The sequence below is a fragment of the Agrobacterium sp. El2ro-1b genome, from assembly GCF_048298475.1.
Classification (GTDB): domain Bacteria; phylum Pseudomonadota; class Alphaproteobacteria; order Rhizobiales; family Rhizobiaceae; genus Agrobacterium; species Agrobacterium fabrum.
The window spans coordinates 1,566,330-1,585,125 of sequence record NZ_CP103458.1; the positions used below are offsets into that span (position 1 = coordinate 1,566,330).

The following is an 18,796-nucleotide window of genomic DNA, read 5'->3' on the forward strand; positions in this document are numbered from 1 at the left end:
CAACCTCGTCCGGCTAAAGGTTGACTGATGGAGTTCCTCCTCAACGATTTTCTCGGTACCCCCACATGGATGTGGGCTGTCTTCATTTCTCTCGTCCTTGGCCTCCTGGCGCTCGATCTCGGCGTGCTGCACAAGAATTACAAGGAAATCGGCATTCGTGAAAGCCTGCTGATGTCAGGCTTCTACATCGCCATCGGCTTGGCCTTCGGCGGCTGGATCTGGTACCAGTCCGGCCAGCAGTCGGCGATGGAATATGTCACCGGCTTCGTGGTCGAAAAAAGCCTGGCGATGGACAATATCTTCATCATCGCCATGATCTTCTCCTATTTCGCCATTCCCCGCCAATATCAGCACCGTGTGCTGCTGTGGGGTATCCTCGGCGTCATCGTCCTGCGCGGCATCATGATTGCCGGCGGTGCAGCCATCGTCGAAAACTTCCACTGGGTGCTGTATCTCTTTGCGGCCTTCCTCGTCTTCACCGGCCTCAAGATGCTGTTTTCGTCCGACCATGACGAGAACGATATCGGCAATAACCGCATCCTGAAATTCCTGCGCAGCCGCCTGCCGGTGACGGAAAAGCTTCACGGTGAAAAGTTCTTCGTCAAGGAGACCGATGCGACCACCGGCAAGCTGAAGACCTTTGTGACGCCGCTTTTCCTGGCGCTCATCATGGTCGAAATCGCCGACCTGATCTTCGCGGTCGATTCGATCCCGGCAATCTTCGCGATCACCACCGATCCGTTTATCGTCTACACCTCGAACATCTTCGCGATCCTTGGCCTGCGCGCCCTCTACTTCGCACTCGCCGCCCTGATCCACCGCTTCGCTTATCTGAAATATGCGCTGGCTGCGGTTCTGGTCTTTGTCGGTTCGAAGATTTTCGTCGCCGACATGCTGGGCATCGCCAAGATCCCGCCGGCCGTTTCGCTCGGCGTGACAGTTGCCATCCTCGCAACCGGCATCATCGGTTCGCTGATCGCGACACGGAAAGAAGTGAAGGCTATCGAGTAAGGCTTAAACGGTAAGCGGCAGGGAAACCTGCCGCAACCTCACTCCGCCGCCAGCCTCGCATCATCCTCAGCCGCATCCGCATCGCCGGGTGCGGTTTTTGCATCGAGATCGGGGAACGCCACGATGCGCTTGCCGGAGAAATCGGCATGCACCACCACAAGCTCCTTCTCCTCGAAATAACCGAGAAGACGCCGCGCGCGGCGGGCGGAATGGGTGCCGTAGGCGCGGGCGATGCGGGCATCTGACGGGCAAGGCTCTTCACCAAGTGCGGCCTTGACGAGCAGCAGGAAAACCCCCTGCAGATCATCGGAAACCGACATCGACAATTGCAGCGCCTTCTCCCAGCCTTCGCTGGCCGCCATCACCGCATCCACGCCGGAGCGGGCAATCGCCACCTGTCGCCGGAAATCGGCAAGCGTCATCGGCGTGCCCGGAATGCGACGCATGCGGGCGCGCACCAGAAAATCCTGATAGAGCACGGCATCCGTGCGATAGGCAGACTGCGGATCGTCGAGAATTTCAACCAGAACCGCACCAATCTTTTCCTCACGCTCCTCCGGCGTCAGTTCCGGCTGGCCTGCACGCGGCGACTGCTCCGATGAAGGGCCAACGGCGGCGGGCGTGGAACGGGAGAGTTCTGCCAGAATATCGGTGGTCGGACGCGGCGCCGGCGGCGGGCGGCGCACGGCGGCGCGCGTGAACTCTTCCGGATCCGGCGTGAAGATCAGGTCTTCGACATCCTGCGGTGCATCCGGCAAAGGCATCAGCTTCGGCGAAGACGAGCGCGCCGAGGTTTCCACCGCCCCGATGACGATCGGCAACGGGCGACGCGACAGCGCCGGGCCGAGCGCCACGAAATTACCGCGCTGCAGATCGCGGAACATTTCCGCCTGCCGCCGGTCCATGCCGAGCAGATCGGCCGCGCGCGCCATATCGATATCGAGGAAGGTCCGGCCCATCAGAAAGTTCGAGGCTTCCGCCGCCACGTTCTTGGCAAGCTTGGCCAGCCGCTGCGTGGCGATGACGCCGGCAAGACCGCGTTTACGGCCACGGCACATCAGGTTGGTCATGGCGCCAAGCGACGCCTTGCGCGCATCTTCCGTCACCTCGCCGGCGACGGAGGGCGCAAACATCTGCGCCTCATCCACAACGACAAGCACGGGATACCAGAATTCACGATCGGCATCGAACAGGCCGTTGAGGAAGGCGGCGGCGGCCCGCATCTGCTGTTCGACATCAAGGCCTTCCAGCGTCAGCACGCAGGAAACGCGGTGCTGGCGAATGCGGTTGGCGATGCCGGCAAGCTCGGCTTCCGTCCGCTCGCCATCCACCACCACATGACCGAACTTGTCGGACAGCGTAACAAAATCGCCCTCGGGATCGATGATGACCTGCTGCACCCATTGGGCCGATTGCTCCAGCAGCCGGCGCAGCAGATGCGACTTGCCGGAACCGGAATTGCCCTGCACCAGCAAACGCGTCGCAAGCAATTCCTCGATATCGAGCTTGGCCTGCTGCCCGCCCGATAGGGTCCCCATGTCGATGCCGACCTGCAATGTTCAATTCCTCGTACTGCATCTGATACGACCGATTCCCTCAGGCGCGGCCGAACATGCTCTTTACCAAAAAATCGCCGGTTGCGTCTGCCCCATGCCGATAATGCACAGGCAATTGCGTGTTGCGCCTATGCGGGCCGGGTCCACAACCGCGACAGGGCGATGCGCCGCCCGAATACGTTCAGCACCAGCCCCAGAATGACCAGCCCGGCACCCAGCACTTCGAATATGGTAATATGCTCCGCAAAAGCGAGATAGGCGCTGATGAAACCGACCACCGGCACCAGCAGCGAAAACGGCGCCACGGTTCCAGCCGGATACCGTAAAAGCAGATAGCTCCAGATGCCCGCGCCGACAATCGTCGCCCCATAAGCCATATAAATGACCACAAGAGCCGTCGTCGCCGTCGCATTGGCAAGTCCCTCGGCAATCGCCCCCGGTCCTTCCACGACAAGCGAAAGCGCAAGCAGCGGCAGAACAGGCACAAGGCTCGTCCACGCCACGAAAGAGATCGCATTCACCTGGCCAATACGCCGGTTGACGATATTGCCGACAGCCCAGGCGATGGCCGAGCCGATGCCCATCAACAGCGGTATAAAGGCCGCCATCGTCATCCGCTCTACCCCAATCACCGCGAGCCCGCCAAAAGCGATGACCGCGCCGATGATTTGCGAAGGCAACGGCCGTTCACCGAGAAAAACCACGGCAAGCGCCAGCGTGAAAAAGGCCTGCGACTGCATGACCAAAGAGGCGAGCCCGGCGGGCAGGCCGAGCTTGATCGCCGGGTAAAGCAGGCCGAACTGAAAAAAGCCCATCGCCATGCCGTAAACGATCATATGCCGCCACGGCACATTCGGTTTCGGCAGGAAGAAAACCAACGGCACGGCCGCACAGAGATAACGCAAGCCCGTCAGGAACAAAGGCGGCATGTCGGTGACGCCGATCTTGATGGCGACGAAGTTGAAGCCCCACAAAAACACGGTGATCAGGGCGAGAAGTATATGCGGCAATGCCATGTTGTATGTCCGGTATTGGCTCTCACGAAGCCTTTACGGTGCAGCGGTCCTCTTCCACGCGAAGGCGACAAGACCGGCACCAATCAGGAGACCGCCGCCCGTGCGGTTGACGATGCGCTGAACCTTCGGTTTGCGGATCGTGTTGCGGGCGGCACTTGCCAGCAGTCCATAAAGCGCCGCATTCACCGTGGCAAGCACCAGGAACGTCGCTTCGAAAATCAGCACCTGCGGCCAGAACGGCAATGTCGGCACCAGAAACTGCGGCAGGAACGCGACGAAAAAGACGATGCTCTTGGGGTTCAGCGCCGTGACGATATAGGCATGCAGGAAGATTTTAAGTGGCCGTTCACGGCCCGTCACACCTTGGCCATCAGCGCCTTCGCCACCAACCGGCGAACGCCACAGCTTGATGCCGAGATAGATGAGGTAAGCAGCGCCGATCCATTTCAGACCGGTGAAAAGTGCGGCCGACGTGGCAAGCAGTGCGCCAAGCCCCAGCATCGAGGCCGTCATGGCGGTGAAATCACCAAGCGCCACACCCGTCACCGTCGCCGTGCTCGCTTTGCGGCCGTGGCCCAGCGCATAAGAAATCACCAGCAGGATCGTCGGTCCCGGAATGGCGAGCATGATGGCAGATGCGGCCACGAAGGCCAGCCAGTTCTCCAGCGGCATGATTTGAGTCTCCCTTGTCCAATTTGCCGAGCAAGCCACCAAAATCAGGAGGTATCAAGCTCAATCTTCGAGGATCAAGCCGCCCTGTCATCCAGCGGACGAACGGGTGGCTGCTCGTAGCGGTGCGACCTCCCCGACATACTTTGTCGAAGAGGCCGCCACTGCTCAAAACCGCGGCGCCCACGGTACCGACCAGTCCCGTCGCCGCTTCACTTGCGACGGCACAAAGCCGATATCGACCAGCAAACGGTCCGGCAGATCGGCAAGATCGGTCGGCGGCGGGCGTGGCACTATGGCCGCGACGACCACTGCTTTCAGGGTTTTCCAGACGCCGAATGTGACGAACAGACGGTCCACCGCATCCGGCAGCGCATATGCTACCAATGGTTGATCATTTTGCATGGGAAATCCATCCCGGCGCGGCAAGCGGCCAGGTCCTTTATCGATGGAAAACGACATGCCGAAACGACGGGCGCAGCACGCATGCCACGCGGACGCGCAAGTCACATGTCGGACGAAGTGAAAATGCCAAACGGCTGGGGAATCAGGCCATAAGCCTTATCGGAGGGAGATGCCTCGCATCACATAACCGCCCACAATCACGCCAAAAAGGCCTGACATGCCATTAAGGCGCATATTAATGTCATTGCTCATTCCACGCCTCCATTTAGTGCGGTTATAGACAAAATATATCTTGCATAGGAAAGCCGGCGCGACAAGAGGTCGCAATCTCGAATTGCAAAAGACGAGCAAAGGCGATGCAAAAATGCAACAGGCTTTTAACTGGCAGAAACGCTGAGGCCGAAACCCTGCATCAACCGCCGGGTGGCGAAATCCGGTTTGCCAGACGTGAAGACGGCAAAGTCGAAACCGTCAGGATGCTCCGCATCTTGCGGCAGCGGCACCAGATGGCGGGCACGCCGGGCAATCGCTTCGGCCGGATCGAGCCAGTCCACCGGCCAAGGGGCAAGCCGGCGAAACACATTGGCCATGAAGGGATAGTGGGTGCAGGCGAGAACGACGATATCGGTGCGCTTGCCGTCGCTGTCGATGAAGCACGGTTCGATTTCGGCCAGCACCGCTTCGTCGGATACCGGCTCACCCCTGATCCAGCTTTCCGCCATGCGCGCCAGATTTTCAGAGCCCACGAGACGAACATGGCATTGCGTGGCGAAGGACTGGATGAGATCGCGCGTATAGGCCCGCTTGACGGTGCCGGGCGTTGCGAGCACGGAAACGAGGCCGGAGCGAGTGCGCTCAGCGGCAGGCTTGATGGCCGGAACGGTGCCGACGAAGGTCATGTCGGGAAACCGCGCCCGAAGATCGGCTCCGGCCAGCGTGAAGGCGGTGTTGCAGGCAATGATGCAGACTTCCGGGCTGTAATCCTGCAGCAGCGTTTCGAAGAGTGAAAGAATACGCGCCCGCAGCGCCTCCTCCTCCCAGCCGCCATAGGGAAAACCGGCATCGTCGGCCACATAGATGAAACCGCGCTCGGGCATCAGCACGCGCGCCTCGCGCAGCACGGTCAGCCCGCCAATGCCGGAATCGAACACCAGCACCGGTTTCAGCACATCGGCCGCTGCCTCACTCGTCTTCAGCATTCTCCCCCATCTCCTGTGCCGGTTCTACCCTTCCGGTCTGTTTCGACCAGCGACGGGGAAAACGGTCAAGCGTATTCAATACACCACGGAAAACGCTGATTTCCTGTTCGGAAAACCCGCGCCTCGACATCACGGCGCGCAGATTGTCGACCATTCTGGGCTTTTTTTCGGGCGGATGGAAATAGCCGCGCGCATCCAGCACTTCCTCAAGATGTTCGAACAGGCCGAAAACCTGCTCCTTGGTGGAAGGCCGCTGCTCGACGGACTGGAAAAGCGTCTCGTCCAGATCGTCCATACCTGATTTCATCCACTCATAGGACATCAACAGCACGGCCTGCGCGATGTTGAGCGAGGCGAAGGCGGGATTGACCGGAAATGTCACGATCTCATCAGCCAGCGCCACTTCCTCGTTGGACAGCCCCCAGCGCTCACGCCCGAACAGGATGCCGGTCTTTTCGCCCGCACTGAATTTTGTCCGCAGCGTCGCGGCGGCGGTCACGGGCGCGCGCACCGGCTTGAAACCATAACGCTCCCGCGCCGTCGTGGCATAAACGAAATTGAGATCCTTGATCGCCTCTTCCAGCGTCTCGAACACTTTTGTGCCGTCGATGACATGGTCGGCCTTGGAAGCGGCAGCGCGCGCCTTCTCGCTTGGCCAGCCATCACGCGGATTGACCAGACGCAATTCGGAAAGGCCGAAATTGGCCATCGCCCGCGCCACCATGCCGATATTTTCGCCGAGCTGCGGTTCGACCAGAATGATCGCCGGGCCTTCCGCCACAAGTTCAAGCTCGCTGTTAGTGCCTGCCATCGTCGTTTGTCCGTGTTTGAAGCGCGGCATCGATTTTTCAACGATGCCCTAAAGCGCGCCTCACTGGCACAGATCAGCGCGAAAATCAAAGCCGGAGAGGTATAAGGCCGCCCTCACTCCCCCTTGATGATATTCGCCATCTCTTCGCGCAGCGAATCCCTGCCCTCGTCACCCACCCGGTGAATATCGCTGATGACAGGCCGGCCGTCTTCCTCGATGACATCGAAATGCACCTCGTCGACGGTCGCCTTTATCTCGGCCTCGTCCATGCAGGCCCAAAGCTTGAATTTCGCCGTCACGTCAGTCACGCCGTCCTTCACCGCACCCGGGGTCACCGAAACTTCCTGCAGCGGACAACCATCCTGGGAGTTGGTCACGACGTCATAACCGAAAGGATCGCCCTTTTCCCCGCTTTCGGCTTCGTAAGCCGGCTTCTTGGATGCTTCGCGATATTGCGTCACGAAGTCCTTGCTGAACAGGCTCGTCAGCATGTCCTCGTCGAAAATATACTTCCAGTTCTCGGCATCGCCCGACCAGTTCTTGACGGTAATATCCATCACCTTCTGAACGGGATCGGCAGGCCCGGCCGCAAGGGCACTGTGCGAAAAGAGGACGGCGGCAGTCAGAAGCAGAAATTTCCGCATGATGTGATCCCGGGATAGGCCCGACACGCGGGCGAAGCGATTCGCCTGACTGTATTCCGGCATTGTGGTTTGGCAATGCGCAAAGCGTTATTGCGCTGCGCCAAAAAAGCGCCCCCCATGGCTTTGCCTCAGACGCTCGCGATGCTATAGCCCGACCGGATATTTTTCCGACTATTAGCGTCAACAGGCGCCACAGCTTCGAAGGTGAGGAATTCATGGCAAAGATCAAGGTAGCCAATCCAGTCGTCGATCTCGACGGCGACGAAATGACCCGTATCATCTGGCAGCTCATCAAGGACAAGCTGATCCTGCCATACCTCGATCTCGACATCGAATATTACGACCTCTCGGTTGAAAACCGCGACGCCACCAACGACCAGGTCACGGTCGATGCAGCGCACGCCATCAAGAAGCACGGCGTCGGCATCAAGTGCGCGACGATCACGCCGGACGAACAGCGCGTCGAGGAATTCGGCCTGAAGCAGATGTGGAAGAGCCCGAACGGCACCATCCGCAACATTCTGGGCGGCGTCATCTTCCGCGAGCCGATCATCTGCAAGAACGTTCCGCGCCTCGTTCCGGGCTGGACCAAGCCGATCGTCGTCGGCCGTCACGCCTTTGGCGACCAGTACAAGGCAACCGATTTCAAGTTCCCCGGCAAGGGCAAGCTGACAATCAAGTTCGTCGGTGAAGACGGCACGGTCATCGAGAAGGACGTCTTCGACGCCCCGAGCGCCGGCGTTGCACTCGCCATGTACAACCTCGACGAATCCATCCGCGAATTCGCCCGCGCCTCGATGATGTACGGCCTGATGCGCAAGTGGCCGGTTTACCTGTCCACCAAGAACACCATCCTCAAGGCCTATGACGGCCGCTTCAAGGATATCTTCGAAGAAGTCTACCAGACCGAGTTCAAGGCGAAGTTCGACGAAGTCGGCATCACCTACGAACACCGCCTGATCGACGACATGGTTGCCTCGGCGCTGAAGTGGTCCGGCGGCTACGTCTGGGCCTGCAAGAACTACGATGGCGACGTGCAGTCCGACACGGTTGCACAGGGCTTCGGCTCGCTCGGCCTGATGACCTCGGTTCTCCTGTCGCCGGATGGCCGCACTGTAGAAGCCGAAGCGGCCCACGGCACAGTCACGCGCCACTACCGCCAGCACCAGAAGGGTCAGGAAACCTCTACCAACTCGATCGCCTCGATCTTCGCCTGGACCCGTGGCCTCGCCCACCGCGCCAAGCTGGACGACAATGCGGAACTGGCAAAGTTCGCAACGACGCTCGAGACCGTCTGCGTCGATACCGTCGAAAGCGGCTTCATGACCAAGGATCTGGCCCTGCTCATCGGCCCGGACCAGCCCTGGCTCTCTACCACCGCCTTCCTCGACAAGATCGACGAAAACCTCAAGACGGCGATGGCGGCCTGAAATCAGGAGGGCAATGCCCGTCTGAAATGGTGAAATAGGAAAACCCGGCGGCAACGCCGGGTTTCTTTTTTGTTCACAGTATCTTGATTAGCCATTGCACTAGGCGCAGAATTCGCTTCCACGTGCCACGGCCAGTACAACAATAAGACAAAACAAAAACAGCATCTAATTGCATATAAATTGCCCGGCACAGTCAAACATTTATCGCAGCATCACCGCGATCTTCAATAAGACGCTGATGATGCTGCGTATCGTGAAGAACTCGAAGCGCAGGCGCGAAATCCGTTCCGGTTTTCCCAAGATGCTTCGGCGATTTTGCTTGGGGAGGCAAAAGCATGAGTGAATTGATCTTTTATACCAACCCGATGTCGCGCGGGCGCATCGCGCGATGGATGCTCGAGGAAGTGGGCGTTCCCTATAAAACGGAAATACTGGGTTTCGAGACCTCGATGAAATCGCCGGCCTACCGGCTGATTAACCCGATGGCGAAGGTGCCGGCGATCAAGCACGGCGATACCATCGTCACCGAGGCGGCAGCGATCTGCGCCTATCTCGCCGATGCATTTCCCGGCGCAAATCTTGCGCCCACACCGAAGGCGCGTGGGCTCTATTACCGCTGGATGTTCTTCGCAGCAGGCCCGCTGGAAATGGCGGCAAGCATGAAGGCGATGGGTTTTGAAGTGCCCAAGGAGAAACTGCGCATGGCCGGCTGCGGCAGCTATGCCGATGTGATGAACACGCTGGAGCGCGCCGTCAGCGAAAACCGCTTTATCGCTGGTGATCTCTTTACCGCCGCGGATGTCTATGTCGGCGCCCATGTCGGCTGGGGCCTACACTTCGGCACCATCGAAAAGAGGCCGGCCTTTACCGCTTACATGGCGCATCTGACCGACCGGCCGGCCTTCAAACGGGCCGCCCAGCTTGACGAGGAAGCGGCAAAGGAAATGAACGCGACGAACTGATGGACTAAACTCTCCGCAGCAGCCACGGTCGTCAAACCATCCGTAAATGGAAATCCGGAATATAAAAGGCGGGGAAACCCCGCCTTCTCAATTCTTGCCGATCAAGCCGCCAGTGCCGCGGCCACCGCTTCGATGGCTTCTTTCGCCTTGGCGCCGTCAGGGCCGCCTGCCTGCGCCATATCCGGGCGACCGCCGCCACCCTTGCCGCCAAGTGCTGCCGAAGCGGTACGGACGATATCGACGGCGCTGAAACGGCCAGTCAGATCTTCGGTCACGGCGGCCACGGCGCTTGCCTTGCCGTCTTCGGAAACCGCAATCAGCAACACAACGCCGGAGCCGAGATTGGCCTTGGCCTCGTCGGCAAGACCCTTCAGGTCCTTGGCATCGATGCCGGAGAGCGATTTCGCCAGGAAATTGACGCCAGCAACCTGCTGAACGTCGTTTGCGCCGGCATCCGACGAACCGCCGCCCATGGCGAGCTTCTTGCGGGCATCCGCAAGCTCACGCTCCAGCTTCTTGCGCTCATCAAGCAATCCTTCGACACGCGACAGCACGTCACCCGGCTGAACCTTCAGCGACGACGCCAGCGCCTTCACACGCTCGTCCTGCTCGGCCAGATAGGCAAGCGCACCCTGACCGGTGACGGCCTCAAGACGGCGCACACCTGAACCGACGGCGCTTTCACCGAGAATGCGGATAAGGCCGATCTGGCCGGTGGCGGCCACATGGGTACCACCGCAGAGTTCGACGGAATAAGGACGGTTGGCTTTTGCGCCATGAAGGCCGGTGCCCATGGAGACAACGCGGACCTCATCGCCATATTTCTCGCCGAACAGCGCCATGGCGCCCTCGGCAATGGCGTCGTCGACGCTCATCAGGCGGGTGACAACAGGCGAATTCTGCAGCACGATTTCGTTTGCCATATCCTCAACGACCTTCAGCTCCTCAGCCGACATCGGCTTCGGATGCGAAACGTCGAAGCGCAGGCGCTCGGGCGCGACCAGCGAACCCTTCTGGGCGACGTGGGTGCCGAGCACTTCGCGCAGCGCCTCGTGCAGCAGGTGGGTGGCTGAGTGATTGGCGCGCAGGCGCGAACGGCGATCATGATCGACCGTCAGTTGCACGGCCTCATTGACCTTCAACCCGCCCTTGGAGACGGTGCCGGAATGCACGAACAGGCCTTCGCCTTTTTTCTGGGTGCCGGAAACGTCAAAGGCGCCGTTATCGCCAACGATCACGCCGGTATCGCCCATCTGGCCGCCAGACTCACCATAAAAAGGTGTCTGGTTGACGACGATATGAACCGTCTCGCCCTCGGCAGCGCTTTCTACCTCTTTGCCATCCCTGACGATTGCCTGAATGACGCCCTCGGCGCTTTCGGTGTCATATCCCAGGAATTCGGTCGCGCCGAATTTTTCCTTCAGCTCGAACCACACGGTTTCGGTCGCCTTGTCGCCGGAGCCGGCCCAATGCGAGCGGGCTTCCGCCTTCTGGCGTTGCATGGCATCGGTGAAGCCGGAAATATCGACGCCGATTTCGCGGGCGCGCAGCGCGTCCTGCGTCAGATCGAGCGGGAAGCCGTAGGTGTCGTAAAGCTTGAAGGCAGTTTCACCATCCAGCATGTCACCCTTGTGCAGGGTCGAAGTGGCATCGGACAGCAGCGACAGGCCGCGCTCCAGCGTTTTGCGGAAACGGGTTTCCTCGAGTTTCAGCGTTTCCGAGATCAGCGCCTCGGCGCGAACCAGTTCCGGATAGGCGCGGCCCATCTGCTGGATGAGCGCCGGCAGCAGCCTGTAGATCAGCGGATCGCGCGAGCCCAGAAGCTCCGCATGGCGCATGGCGCGGCGCATGATACGGCGCAGAACATAACCGCGACCTTCGCTCGACGGCAGAACACCATCGGCAATCAGGAAGGCGGATGAACGCAGATGATCGGCGATGACCCGGTGGCTGGCGCGATGCTCGCCCTCGGCCGGAACGCCGGTCGCCTCGACGGAGGCGGCAATCAGCGCCCGGAACAGGTCCGTATCGTAATTATCATGTTTGCCCTGAAGCAGCGCCGAAATGCGCTCCAGCCCCATGCCGGTATCGATCGACGGACGCGGCAGGTCGATGCGCTCTTCCTTCGTCAGCTGCTCATATTGCATGAAGACGAGGTTCCAGATTTCGATGAACCGGTCGCCATCCTCTTCCGGCGAACCGGGCGGTCCACCCCAGATATGATCGCCATGATCATAGAAGATTTCCGAACAGGGACCGCAGGGACCGGTATCGCCCATCGCCCAGAAATTGTCGCTGGTGGGAATGCGGATGATGCGGTCGTCGGAAAAATCGGCGATCTTCTTCCAGAGATTAAAGGCCTCGTCGTCGGTATGATAGACCGTGACCAGCAGGCGGTTGCGGTCGATGCCGAATTCCTTGGTGATCAGGTTCCAGGCATGGGTGATCGCTTCTTCCTTGAAATAATCGCCGAAGGAGAAGTTACCGAGCATTTCGAAGAAGGTATGGTGGCGGGCGGTATAACCGACATTGTCGAGGTCGTTATGCTTGCCGCCGGCGCGCACGCATTTCTGCGCAGATGCCGCCGTGGAATAGGGACGGCTTTCAAGACCGGTGAAGACGTTCTTGAACTGCACCATGCCGGCATTGGTGAACATCAGTGTCGGATCGTTGCGCGGCACCAGCGGGCTGGAGGGCACGATCTCGTGTCCGTTCTTCTTGAAGTAGTCGAGAAAGGTCGACCGAATTTCATTCACACCGCTCATGCCCACACACCGCTCACAGCTGGAGTCCATCACCGCCACCGCAAAGGATGGCTATATTGCAAAATCAATGGCTTTTATCGTCCACATCCGGCCCTGTCCAGCCATGGAGGCGAAGCAAGACATATAGGCAAGGAAAAAGGGCCGCACGAAGAAAAATCGCACGACCCTTTTGATCCATATCAGCTGCGCAAAGCCTCCGGGCGTTGATGCCCGGACCTTTGCGGAACGATCAGCCCTCGTCGCTGCCGTCGTCGCCGTCGCCGGCGTCCGGGCCACCATTCTGCAGGAAGCGGTCGGCAATCAGACCGGCATTCTGGCGCAGCGCCAGTTCGATCTCATTGGCCGTATCCGGATTGTCACGCAGGAAGGTCTTGGCGTTTTCACGCCCCTGCCCCAGACGCTGACTATTATAGGAGAACCAGGCGCCGGACTTCTCGACGATACCGGCCTTTACGCCAAGATCGACCAGCTCACCGGTCTTGGAAACGCCTTCACCATACATGATGTCGAATTCAACCTGCTTGAAGGGCGGCGCCATCTTGTTCTTGACGACCTTGACGCGCGTCTGGTTGCCGACAACCTCTTCGCGCTCCTTGACGGCGCCGATACGGCGGATATCGAGGCGGACGGAGGCGTAGAACTTCAGCGCGTTACCGCCCGTCGTCGTTTCCGGCGAACCGAACATGACGCCGATCTTCATGCGGATCTGGTTGATGAAGATCACCATGCACTTCGACTTGGAGATCGAGGCGGTCAGCTTGCGCAGCGCCTGGCTCATCAGACGGGCCTGAAGACCCGGCAGGCTATCGCCCATTTCGCCTTCGATTTCCGCCCGCGGCGTCAAGGCCGCAACCGAATCGATGACAAGAACGTCAACCGCACCGGAACGCACCAGCGTATCGGTGATCTCAAGCGCCTGCTCGCCGGTATCCGGCTGCGAGATCAGAAGGCTCTGCAAATCCACACCGAGCTTGCGGGCATAAACAGGATCGAGCGCGTGTTCGGCATCCACGAAGGCGCAGATGCCGCCCTTCTTCTGGGCTTCCGCGATCGTCTGCAACGCCAGCGTCGTTTTACCGGAGCTTTCCGGGCCGTAAATCTCAATGATACGCCCCTTCGGCAAGCCGCCGATGCCGAGCGCGATGTCCAGGCTGAGCGAGCCCGTCGAAACGGTTTCCACTTCAACCACATTTTCATTGGAACCGAGCTTCATGATCGATCCCTTGCCGAACGACCGTTCGATCTGGGAGAGCGCCGCTTCCAGTGCCTTGCTTTTATCCACCGATTTATCCTCTACGAGACGCAAAGAATTTTGTGCCATCCGAACCACCTTTAGGTTATTGAAGCCGCACAGGCAACGAAGCAGTATGGAAACGGTATGTACTCTATTTGTTCTAATTTCGCAAGGCTGAGCCAGCATATTGAAAACAAATAACGATAAGTAGTTTGTTCTGCTTTCGTTTTTCCGTGCCCGGCCCATCGCCGCAAACCGGATGCGAGGTCAGGAAGACGTCAGTTTAGGCCGAATCGTCCGACTTTTCCATGCGCCAGAGAGGGAAACGCAAGCGTGAAGAAAATACTCGTTCTGGGCGGCGCGCATATCGACAGGCGCGGTATGATCGAGACCGAGACGGCGCCCGGCGCCAGCAATCCGGGCTCCTGGATGGAAGAGGCTGGCGGCGGCGGTTTCAACGCCGCGCGCAATCTTTCCCGCCTCGGTTTTGAAGTCCGCATCATCGCCCCGCGCGGCGGCGACGTGACCGGCGAAGTGGTGGCGGAAGCAGCAAGGCAGGCAGGGGTGGAAGACACGCCCTTCACCTTCCTCGACCGCCGCACGCCGAGCTACACCGCCATTCTGGAGCGTGACGGCAATCTGGTGATCGCGCTGGCCGACATGGACCTCTACAAGCTCTTTACCCCGCGCCGCCTGAAGGTACGCGCGGTGCGCGAGGCGATTACGGCGAGCGACTTTCTACTTTGCGACGCCAATCTGCCCGAGGATACGCTGACGGCGCTTGGCCTCATTGCCCGCGCCTGCGAAAAGCCGCTCGCCGCCATCGCCATTTCGCCGGCCAAGGCGGTGAAGCTGAAAGCGGCGCTCGACGATATCGACATCCTCTTCATGAACGAGGCGGAAGCCCGCGCGCTCACCGGCGAGACGGCGGAAAATGTTCGTGACTGGCCGGATATCCTACGCAAGGCCGGACTTTCCGGGGGCGTCGTCACCCGCGGCGCAAGCGAAGTCGTGGCCTTCAACGGGACGGAAAAAGCGATCCTCCACCCGCCCCTCATCCGCGAGGTGAAGGATGTCACCGGCGCCGGCGATGCCATGGCGTCGGGTTATCTCGCCGCGATTGCCGCGGGAAAAACAATCAGGGAGGCCCTGAGACAGGGGGCGGCGGCAGCGGCCATTACCGTGCAGTCACCCTTCGCCACCTCCCAGGACCTATCAAAAGACAGTGTCGAAGCCATGTTGGGGCTTGTTCCCCAAGCCGAAATGCTGGCATGAACCGCTTTTAAAAACTGGAACAGATGAAATGACCCGCCCCATCTCCCCGCTCCTGCCCATCGTCTATTCTCAGGAAGTCGCCGCCGCCAAGCAGCGCGGTGCGCCGATCGTCGCGCTCGAATCGACCATCATCACCCACGGCATGCCCTATCCCGGCAATATCGAGATGGCGGAAAGCGTCGAACAGATCATCCGCGATCAGGGTGCGGTTCCGGCCACCATCGCCGTCATTCACGGCACGCTGCATATCGGCCTTGAGAAAGACCAGCTCGAGGCGCTCGCGCAGACCACTGACGCCATGAAGGTCTCGCGCGCCGATATCGCCTTTGCGATTGCCGAGCGCCGCACGGGTGCCACCACGGTCGCCGCCACCATGATCGCCGCCGCCCGCGCCGGAATCCGCGTTTTCGCCACCGGTGGCATCGGCGGCGTGCACAAGGGCGCGGAAGAAACCTTCGATATCTCCGCCGACCTGACCGAGCTTGCCAAGACCGGCGTGATCGTCGTCTGCGCCGGCGCCAAGGCGATCCTCGATATTCCAAAGACACTCGAGGTTCTCGAAACCAATGGCGTGCCTGTCGTTACCTTCGGCTCCGAAGAATTCCCGGCCTTCTGGTCGCGCTCCTCCGGCTTGGCGAGCCCACTCTCGCTCAACAGCCCGGCGGCAATCGCCAATTTCCAGGCGACCCGCGAACAGCTCGGCATCGATGGCGGCATGCTGGTGGCCAATCCCGTGCCGGAAGAAGACGAAATTCCGCGCGAGGAGATGGAGATCTACATCAACCGCGCCATCTCCCATGCAGAACGCGACGAAGTCACCGGCAAGGCGGTCACGCCTTACTTGCTCGGCGATATCTTCCGCCTGACGGATGGCAGGAGCCTCGAGACCAACATCGCGCTGGTTCGCAACAATGCGCAGCTGGCTGCGGAAATCGCCGTGGCGTTGAGCTGAGGTCATACCTGCCCTCTTCGTTCCGTTCGACAACAGATAGGCTTCGTCAAAATAAAGAAGAGCCGCGAGCTTTTGACTTCCCAGAAGTGGGAGGTCGCAAACTTCTCCTCCGTCATGCTCGGGCCTGTCCCAAGCATCTGCGACGCCTCGCCCAGTGAGACGTGATTGGATCTTCAGGACGAGCCCGAGGATGACGTCGAGTTACAGGAAAACCCGTCACCGACAATAAAAAGGCCCGGAGAGCTTGCGCTTCCGGGCCTTTGTTTTTCTTCCAGAACCCAATCAGTTCTGCGCGATCGGCTTCACCAGCGGCGTCACGCGGCGGATGGTCACGCGGCGGTTCTGCTGTTCCGGGCCGAGCGTCTGAACCTTGAGGTAACGCTCGCCATAACCCTGCGTCGCGAGATTTTCCGGCGGGATGCCGTAAACATCGGTCAGCACATTGGCGACGGAAGCGGCGCGTTCATCGGAAAGCACGAGGTTGCTTTCATCCGAACCGACGGCATCGGTGTGGCCTTCGATCAGGAAGGTTTCCGCCGGGTTCTTTTGCAGCGCCTTGTTGATCGCGTCGGCGACCTTGCGCAGCGAACGGGCCTGCGCCATCGGGATGTCGGCGCTGCCAGTGGCGAAAGTGATCGTATCGAGGTCGATACGGCGCACCTTGTCGCGGATACGGGCCGAATAACGCACTTCATCCAGCGAGTAGACACGCTCCACCGGCTCGACCGGCGGCTGCTCCAGGAAGCGATAATAATCGCGGTCGGGATCGCTTGACGTGTCGATGATGTAGTCCGTCACGGGGATGCGCAGGCGCATCGGCGGCAGGTCGAGACCCGGATCGCGATAGACGTAATCACGATCAGGATCATCCATCAGTTCCGGTGCGTAGAACAGTACGTATTCACGACCGCGATCGTCGATGCGCGAGCGCTGCATCACATCGCCGTAACGGTTGCGGATCGTCACTACCTGCGTGCCGTCGCGACGTTCCACGGTTTCGCGGACGCGACCGCCCGGCAAACGCTCATAATAGGGCTCGCCGCCATCGCGGATGAAGCGCTGATTGTCATCGCCACGCACCACGACACGGTCGCCGAATTGCAGGATGATCGGCGCATCCATGTCCCGGTCGCGCGGGCGGCCTTCGCGCGGCTGCCATTCGCGCACGCCGTCCGGCCGCTCATATTGCGGACGACGGTCGATGCGCTCGCCCTGCTGGGAGGTGATCGCCTCCAGCTTCACGGGCGGCGGCGGAGCCTTGCCTTCGGCGGCACCGGCGCGCTGCGCCTCGGCATCGGAGGTCGGGACCTTGACGTCACCGGCCTGCTCGCGCTCGCGGCGACGTTCCTCGCGGGTCTGGCGGTTGCCGGAGCGTTCCACTTCCTTGTCGCTGTCGAGAACGGCAGCACCCTTGTCGACCGGCAGGATGACGGTGTCGGCGGTCTTGGACGGGTCCTTGGCGATTGCCTTGGCCTTATCAAGCTCTTCCTTCGTCGTCGGCGGTGCTTCCGTCTGCGGAACGGCGACCTGACTGGGCACGGCTTCGCCAGCCGGAGCCTGTCCGGTCGTTGCACCGCTCGGCGGCGGCGTCGGGGCACCGGGAAGCGGCGCTGCGGGTTCGGACTTCACCGGCGGCTGTTCGGAAGGCTGCCGGCCGGGTGCAGGGTTGGGCTGTGCTTCGGGAGCCGGCGGACGCGCGGGCGTCGGTGCTTCGGTCGGAACCGGTGCTTCCTTTGCGGCGGGCTCGGGGGCTGCCGGCTTTTTCTCCGGAACGGGTTTTTCAGCCGGTTCGGCTTTCTGTTCCGGGGCTTTTTCCTCTACCGGGGGCTTCTTCGAGGGTGCCGGTTCTCGCGGCTTGGCGGGCTGCTCGGCATTTTCCGGACGCGCGGCGGGCTGCTGTTCGGCAGCGGGCTCCTTCTCCTTGCGGGGACGTTCCGGGCGCTGCTCGCCTTCGCCGGCCGGCTGTTCCGCTTTTTGAGGCTTGCGGGGACGTTCCTGCGGCTGCTGTTCGGCAGGCGCTGCTTCCGGTGCAGCTTCCCGCTGGCGTGCCGGGCGCTGTTCGCCCTCGCCCTGCGGCTCCTGCGCCCGTTCGGGTTTGCGCGGACGCTCCTGCGGCTGTTCGGCGGGTGCCGGCGCGGGTTCCGGGCGGGCTTCGCGCTGCTGGGGCTCGGGCGCAGCTTCGCGCTTGGGTTCGGGTGGAGCTTCGTGTTTGGGTTCAGGGCGAGGTTCGGCGGGAGCCGCCTCACGCTTGGGCTCCAGTTCGCGCTGCGGCTCAGGCGCGCGTTCCTCACGTTTTGGCTCGGCCTGCGGCTGCGCCTCTTCTGCCTGCTTGCGCTTCTTGCGCAGCTCTTCTTCGGGGTTTTCCGCTGCCGGTTCCGCCTGCGCCAGGATCACCTGGCCGGGAAGTGTCTGGGAGATCGGCGCCTGTGCGCGGGCTGCGCCGGCAAAGCCCGCGGCTGCTGGCTCAACCGCAATCGCGAGAGACATGAGCGGAAAAACCACCCCGGTCAGCAATGTGTTCTTCTTCTTCAGCATCAGTGCTTCCTCATCTGCCGTCATTTATGGGTCGCAAATGATGCGACATCGTGGGCCCGGCTTGGCCGCAGGCGCTGTTCAACGCCTTACACACGCTCCGGTTCCCATGATGACCAAAGCCTTGTGTACCGGAAATGAACAGATCAAGGCCTTTTCGTGGAAGCTCTGCGGCGCAAACGCGATCACTAATATTGCAGTTGCATTTTTTGACCAACCGGATGAATAATCTGATCCGCGCTGAAGGCCACAGGCGGTATCCTCCGTTCTGCCGCGCCCAGCGCCTATGGCATCCGCACTGAAAATAACAACAGACTGCGGATGAACGACCAACA

At 60.6% G+C, this 18,796-nt stretch carries 15 protein-coding genes; 5 read left to right on the top strand and 10 right to left on the bottom strand.

All coding sequences use genetic code 11. The features are described from left to right. The first annotated feature begins 27 nt into the window (after positions 1-27). Complete coding sequence (locus tag NYR50_RS07825; RefSeq protein WP_418135562.1) at positions 28-1,011, top strand: TerC family protein; 984 nt, start codon at positions 28-30, stop codon at positions 1,009-1,011. A gap of 38 nt (positions 1,012-1,049) precedes the next feature. On the opposite strand, the gene NYR50_RS07830 is transcribed toward NYR50_RS07825, so the two are convergent. The 7 genes from NYR50_RS07830 to NYR50_RS07860 form a co-directional block, all read right to left on the bottom strand. Then, complete coding sequence (locus tag NYR50_RS07830) at positions 1,050-2,567, bottom strand: helicase HerA domain-containing protein (RefSeq protein ID WP_418135563.1); 1,518 nt, start codon at positions 2,565-2,567, stop codon at positions 1,050-1,052. Positions 2,568-2,695: 128 nt separating this feature from the next. Next, entirely contained in the window at positions 2,696-3,583 is an 888-nt protein-coding gene (locus NYR50_RS07835; RefSeq protein ID WP_418135564.1) for an EamA family transporter, read from the bottom strand. A gap of 33 nt (positions 3,584-3,616) precedes the next feature. Beyond that, a complete protein-coding gene (locus NYR50_RS07840) occupies positions 3,617-4,255 on the bottom strand; it encodes a LysE family translocator (protein ID WP_174008732.1) in 639 nt (212 codons plus the stop codon). 165 nt (positions 4,256-4,420) lie between these two features. Beyond that, positions 4,421-4,657, bottom strand: a complete 237-nt coding sequence (locus NYR50_RS07845; RefSeq protein ID WP_418135565.1) for a hypothetical protein — start codon at positions 4,655-4,657, stop codon at positions 4,421-4,423. A 377-nt stretch (positions 4,658-5,034) separates the two neighbouring features. Continuing rightward, a complete protein-coding gene (gene murI, locus NYR50_RS07850) occupies positions 5,035-5,856 on the bottom strand; it encodes a glutamate racemase (RefSeq protein WP_418135566.1) in 822 nt (273 codons plus the stop codon). Continuing rightward, positions 5,840-6,667 (bottom strand): RNA methyltransferase, encoded by an 828-nt coding sequence (locus NYR50_RS07855; protein ID WP_418135567.1) that lies wholly within the window; start codon positions 6,665-6,667, stop codon positions 5,840-5,842. The genes murI and NYR50_RS07855 overlap by 17 nt, the downstream gene beginning before the upstream one ends. Positions 6,668-6,780: 113 nt before the next feature. Continuing rightward, on the bottom strand, positions 6,781-7,311 hold the full coding sequence (locus NYR50_RS07860; protein WP_418135568.1) for a hypothetical protein: 531 nt from the start codon (positions 7,309-7,311) through the stop codon (positions 6,781-6,783). A gap of 215 nt (positions 7,312-7,526) precedes the next feature. Here NYR50_RS07860 and NYR50_RS07865 point away from each other — a divergent pair, with 215 nt between their 5' ends. Beyond that, complete coding sequence (locus NYR50_RS07865) at positions 7,527-8,741, top strand: NADP-dependent isocitrate dehydrogenase (protein ID WP_010971927.1); 1,215 nt, start codon at positions 7,527-7,529, stop codon at positions 8,739-8,741. A gap of 335 nt (positions 8,742-9,076) precedes the next feature. Then, positions 9,077-9,703, top strand: a complete 627-nt coding sequence (locus tag NYR50_RS07870) for a glutathione S-transferase family protein (protein WP_418135569.1) — start codon at positions 9,077-9,079, stop codon at positions 9,701-9,703. A 101-nt stretch (positions 9,704-9,804) separates the two neighbouring features. On the opposite strand, the gene alaS is transcribed toward NYR50_RS07870, so the two are convergent. Both alaS and recA read right to left on the bottom strand, forming a co-directional pair. After that, the gene (gene alaS, locus NYR50_RS07875) at positions 9,805-12,468 is read right to left on the bottom strand and encodes an alanine--tRNA ligase (RefSeq protein WP_418135570.1); all 2,664 of its coding nucleotides are present in this window, start codon (positions 12,466-12,468) and stop codon (positions 9,805-9,807) included. Positions 12,469-12,697: 229 nt separating this feature from the next. Beyond that, the gene (gene recA, locus NYR50_RS07880; protein WP_174008742.1) at positions 12,698-13,789 is read right to left on the bottom strand and encodes a recombinase RecA; all 1,092 of its coding nucleotides are present in this window, start codon (positions 13,787-13,789) and stop codon (positions 12,698-12,700) included. Between the two features lie 246 nt (positions 13,790-14,035). Between recA and NYR50_RS07885 the strand changes: the two genes are divergently transcribed. Together NYR50_RS07885 and NYR50_RS07890 are read left to right on the top strand one after the other, a co-directional pair. Further along, positions 14,036-14,977 (top strand): carbohydrate kinase family protein, encoded by a 942-nt coding sequence (locus tag NYR50_RS07885; protein WP_418135571.1) that lies wholly within the window; start codon positions 14,036-14,038, stop codon positions 14,975-14,977. A gap of 28 nt (positions 14,978-15,005) precedes the next feature. Then, positions 15,006-15,929: a pseudouridine-5'-phosphate glycosidase gene (locus NYR50_RS07890; RefSeq protein WP_006314061.1), complete on the top strand. Its 924-nt coding sequence runs from the start codon at positions 15,006-15,008 to the stop codon at positions 15,927-15,929. A gap of 282 nt (positions 15,930-16,211) precedes the next feature. Here the strand turns inward: NYR50_RS07890 and NYR50_RS07895 are convergent, their stop codons facing one another. Beyond that, on the bottom strand, positions 16,212-18,488 hold the full coding sequence (locus NYR50_RS07895; protein WP_418135572.1) for an OmpA family protein: 2,277 nt from the start codon (positions 18,486-18,488) through the stop codon (positions 16,212-16,214). Positions 18,489-18,796 lie beyond the last annotated feature (308 nt).

Bases quoted from the DNA above. Each gene is read 5' to 3' on its own strand.
- murI (WP_418135566.1), bottom strand. From the start codon at position 5,856: ATGCTGAAGACGAGTGAGGCAGCGGCCGATGTGCTGAAACCGGTGCTG.
- NYR50_RS07865 (WP_010971927.1), top strand. From the start codon at position 7,527: ATGGCAAAGATCAAGGTAGCCAATCCAGTCGTCGATCTCGACGGCGAC.
- NYR50_RS07855 (WP_418135567.1), bottom strand. From the start codon at position 6,667: ATGGCAGGCACTAACAGCGAGCTTGAACTTGTGGCGGAAGGCCCGGCG.
- NYR50_RS07870 (WP_418135569.1), top strand. From the start codon at position 9,077: ATGAGTGAATTGATCTTTTATACCAACCCGATGTCGCGCGGGCGCATC.
- NYR50_RS07840 (WP_174008732.1), bottom strand. From the start codon at position 4,255: ATGCCGCTGGAGAACTGGCTGGCCTTCGTGGCCGCATCTGCCATCATG.
- NYR50_RS07845 (WP_418135565.1), bottom strand. From the start codon at position 4,657: ATGCAAAATGATCAACCATTGGTAGCATATGCGCTGCCGGATGCGGTG.
- recA (WP_174008742.1), bottom strand. From the start codon at position 13,789: ATGGCACAAAATTCTTTGCGTCTCGTAGAGGATAAATCGGTGGATAAA.
- NYR50_RS07835 (WP_418135564.1), bottom strand. From the start codon at position 3,583: ATGGCATTGCCGCATATACTTCTCGCCCTGATCACCGTGTTTTTGTGG.
- NYR50_RS07890 (WP_006314061.1), top strand. From the start codon at position 15,006: ATGACCCGCCCCATCTCCCCGCTCCTGCCCATCGTCTATTCTCAGGAA.
- alaS (WP_418135570.1), bottom strand. From the start codon at position 12,468: ATGAGCGGTGTGAATGAAATTCGGTCGACCTTTCTCGACTACTTCAAG.
- NYR50_RS07895 (WP_418135572.1), bottom strand. From the start codon at position 18,488: ATGACGGCAGATGAGGAAGCACTGATGCTGAAGAAGAAGAACACATTG.
- NYR50_RS07825 (WP_418135562.1), top strand. From the start codon at position 28: ATGGAGTTCCTCCTCAACGATTTTCTCGGTACCCCCACATGGATGTGG.
- NYR50_RS07860 (WP_418135568.1), bottom strand. From the start codon at position 7,311: ATGCGGAAATTTCTGCTTCTGACTGCCGCCGTCCTCTTTTCGCACAGT.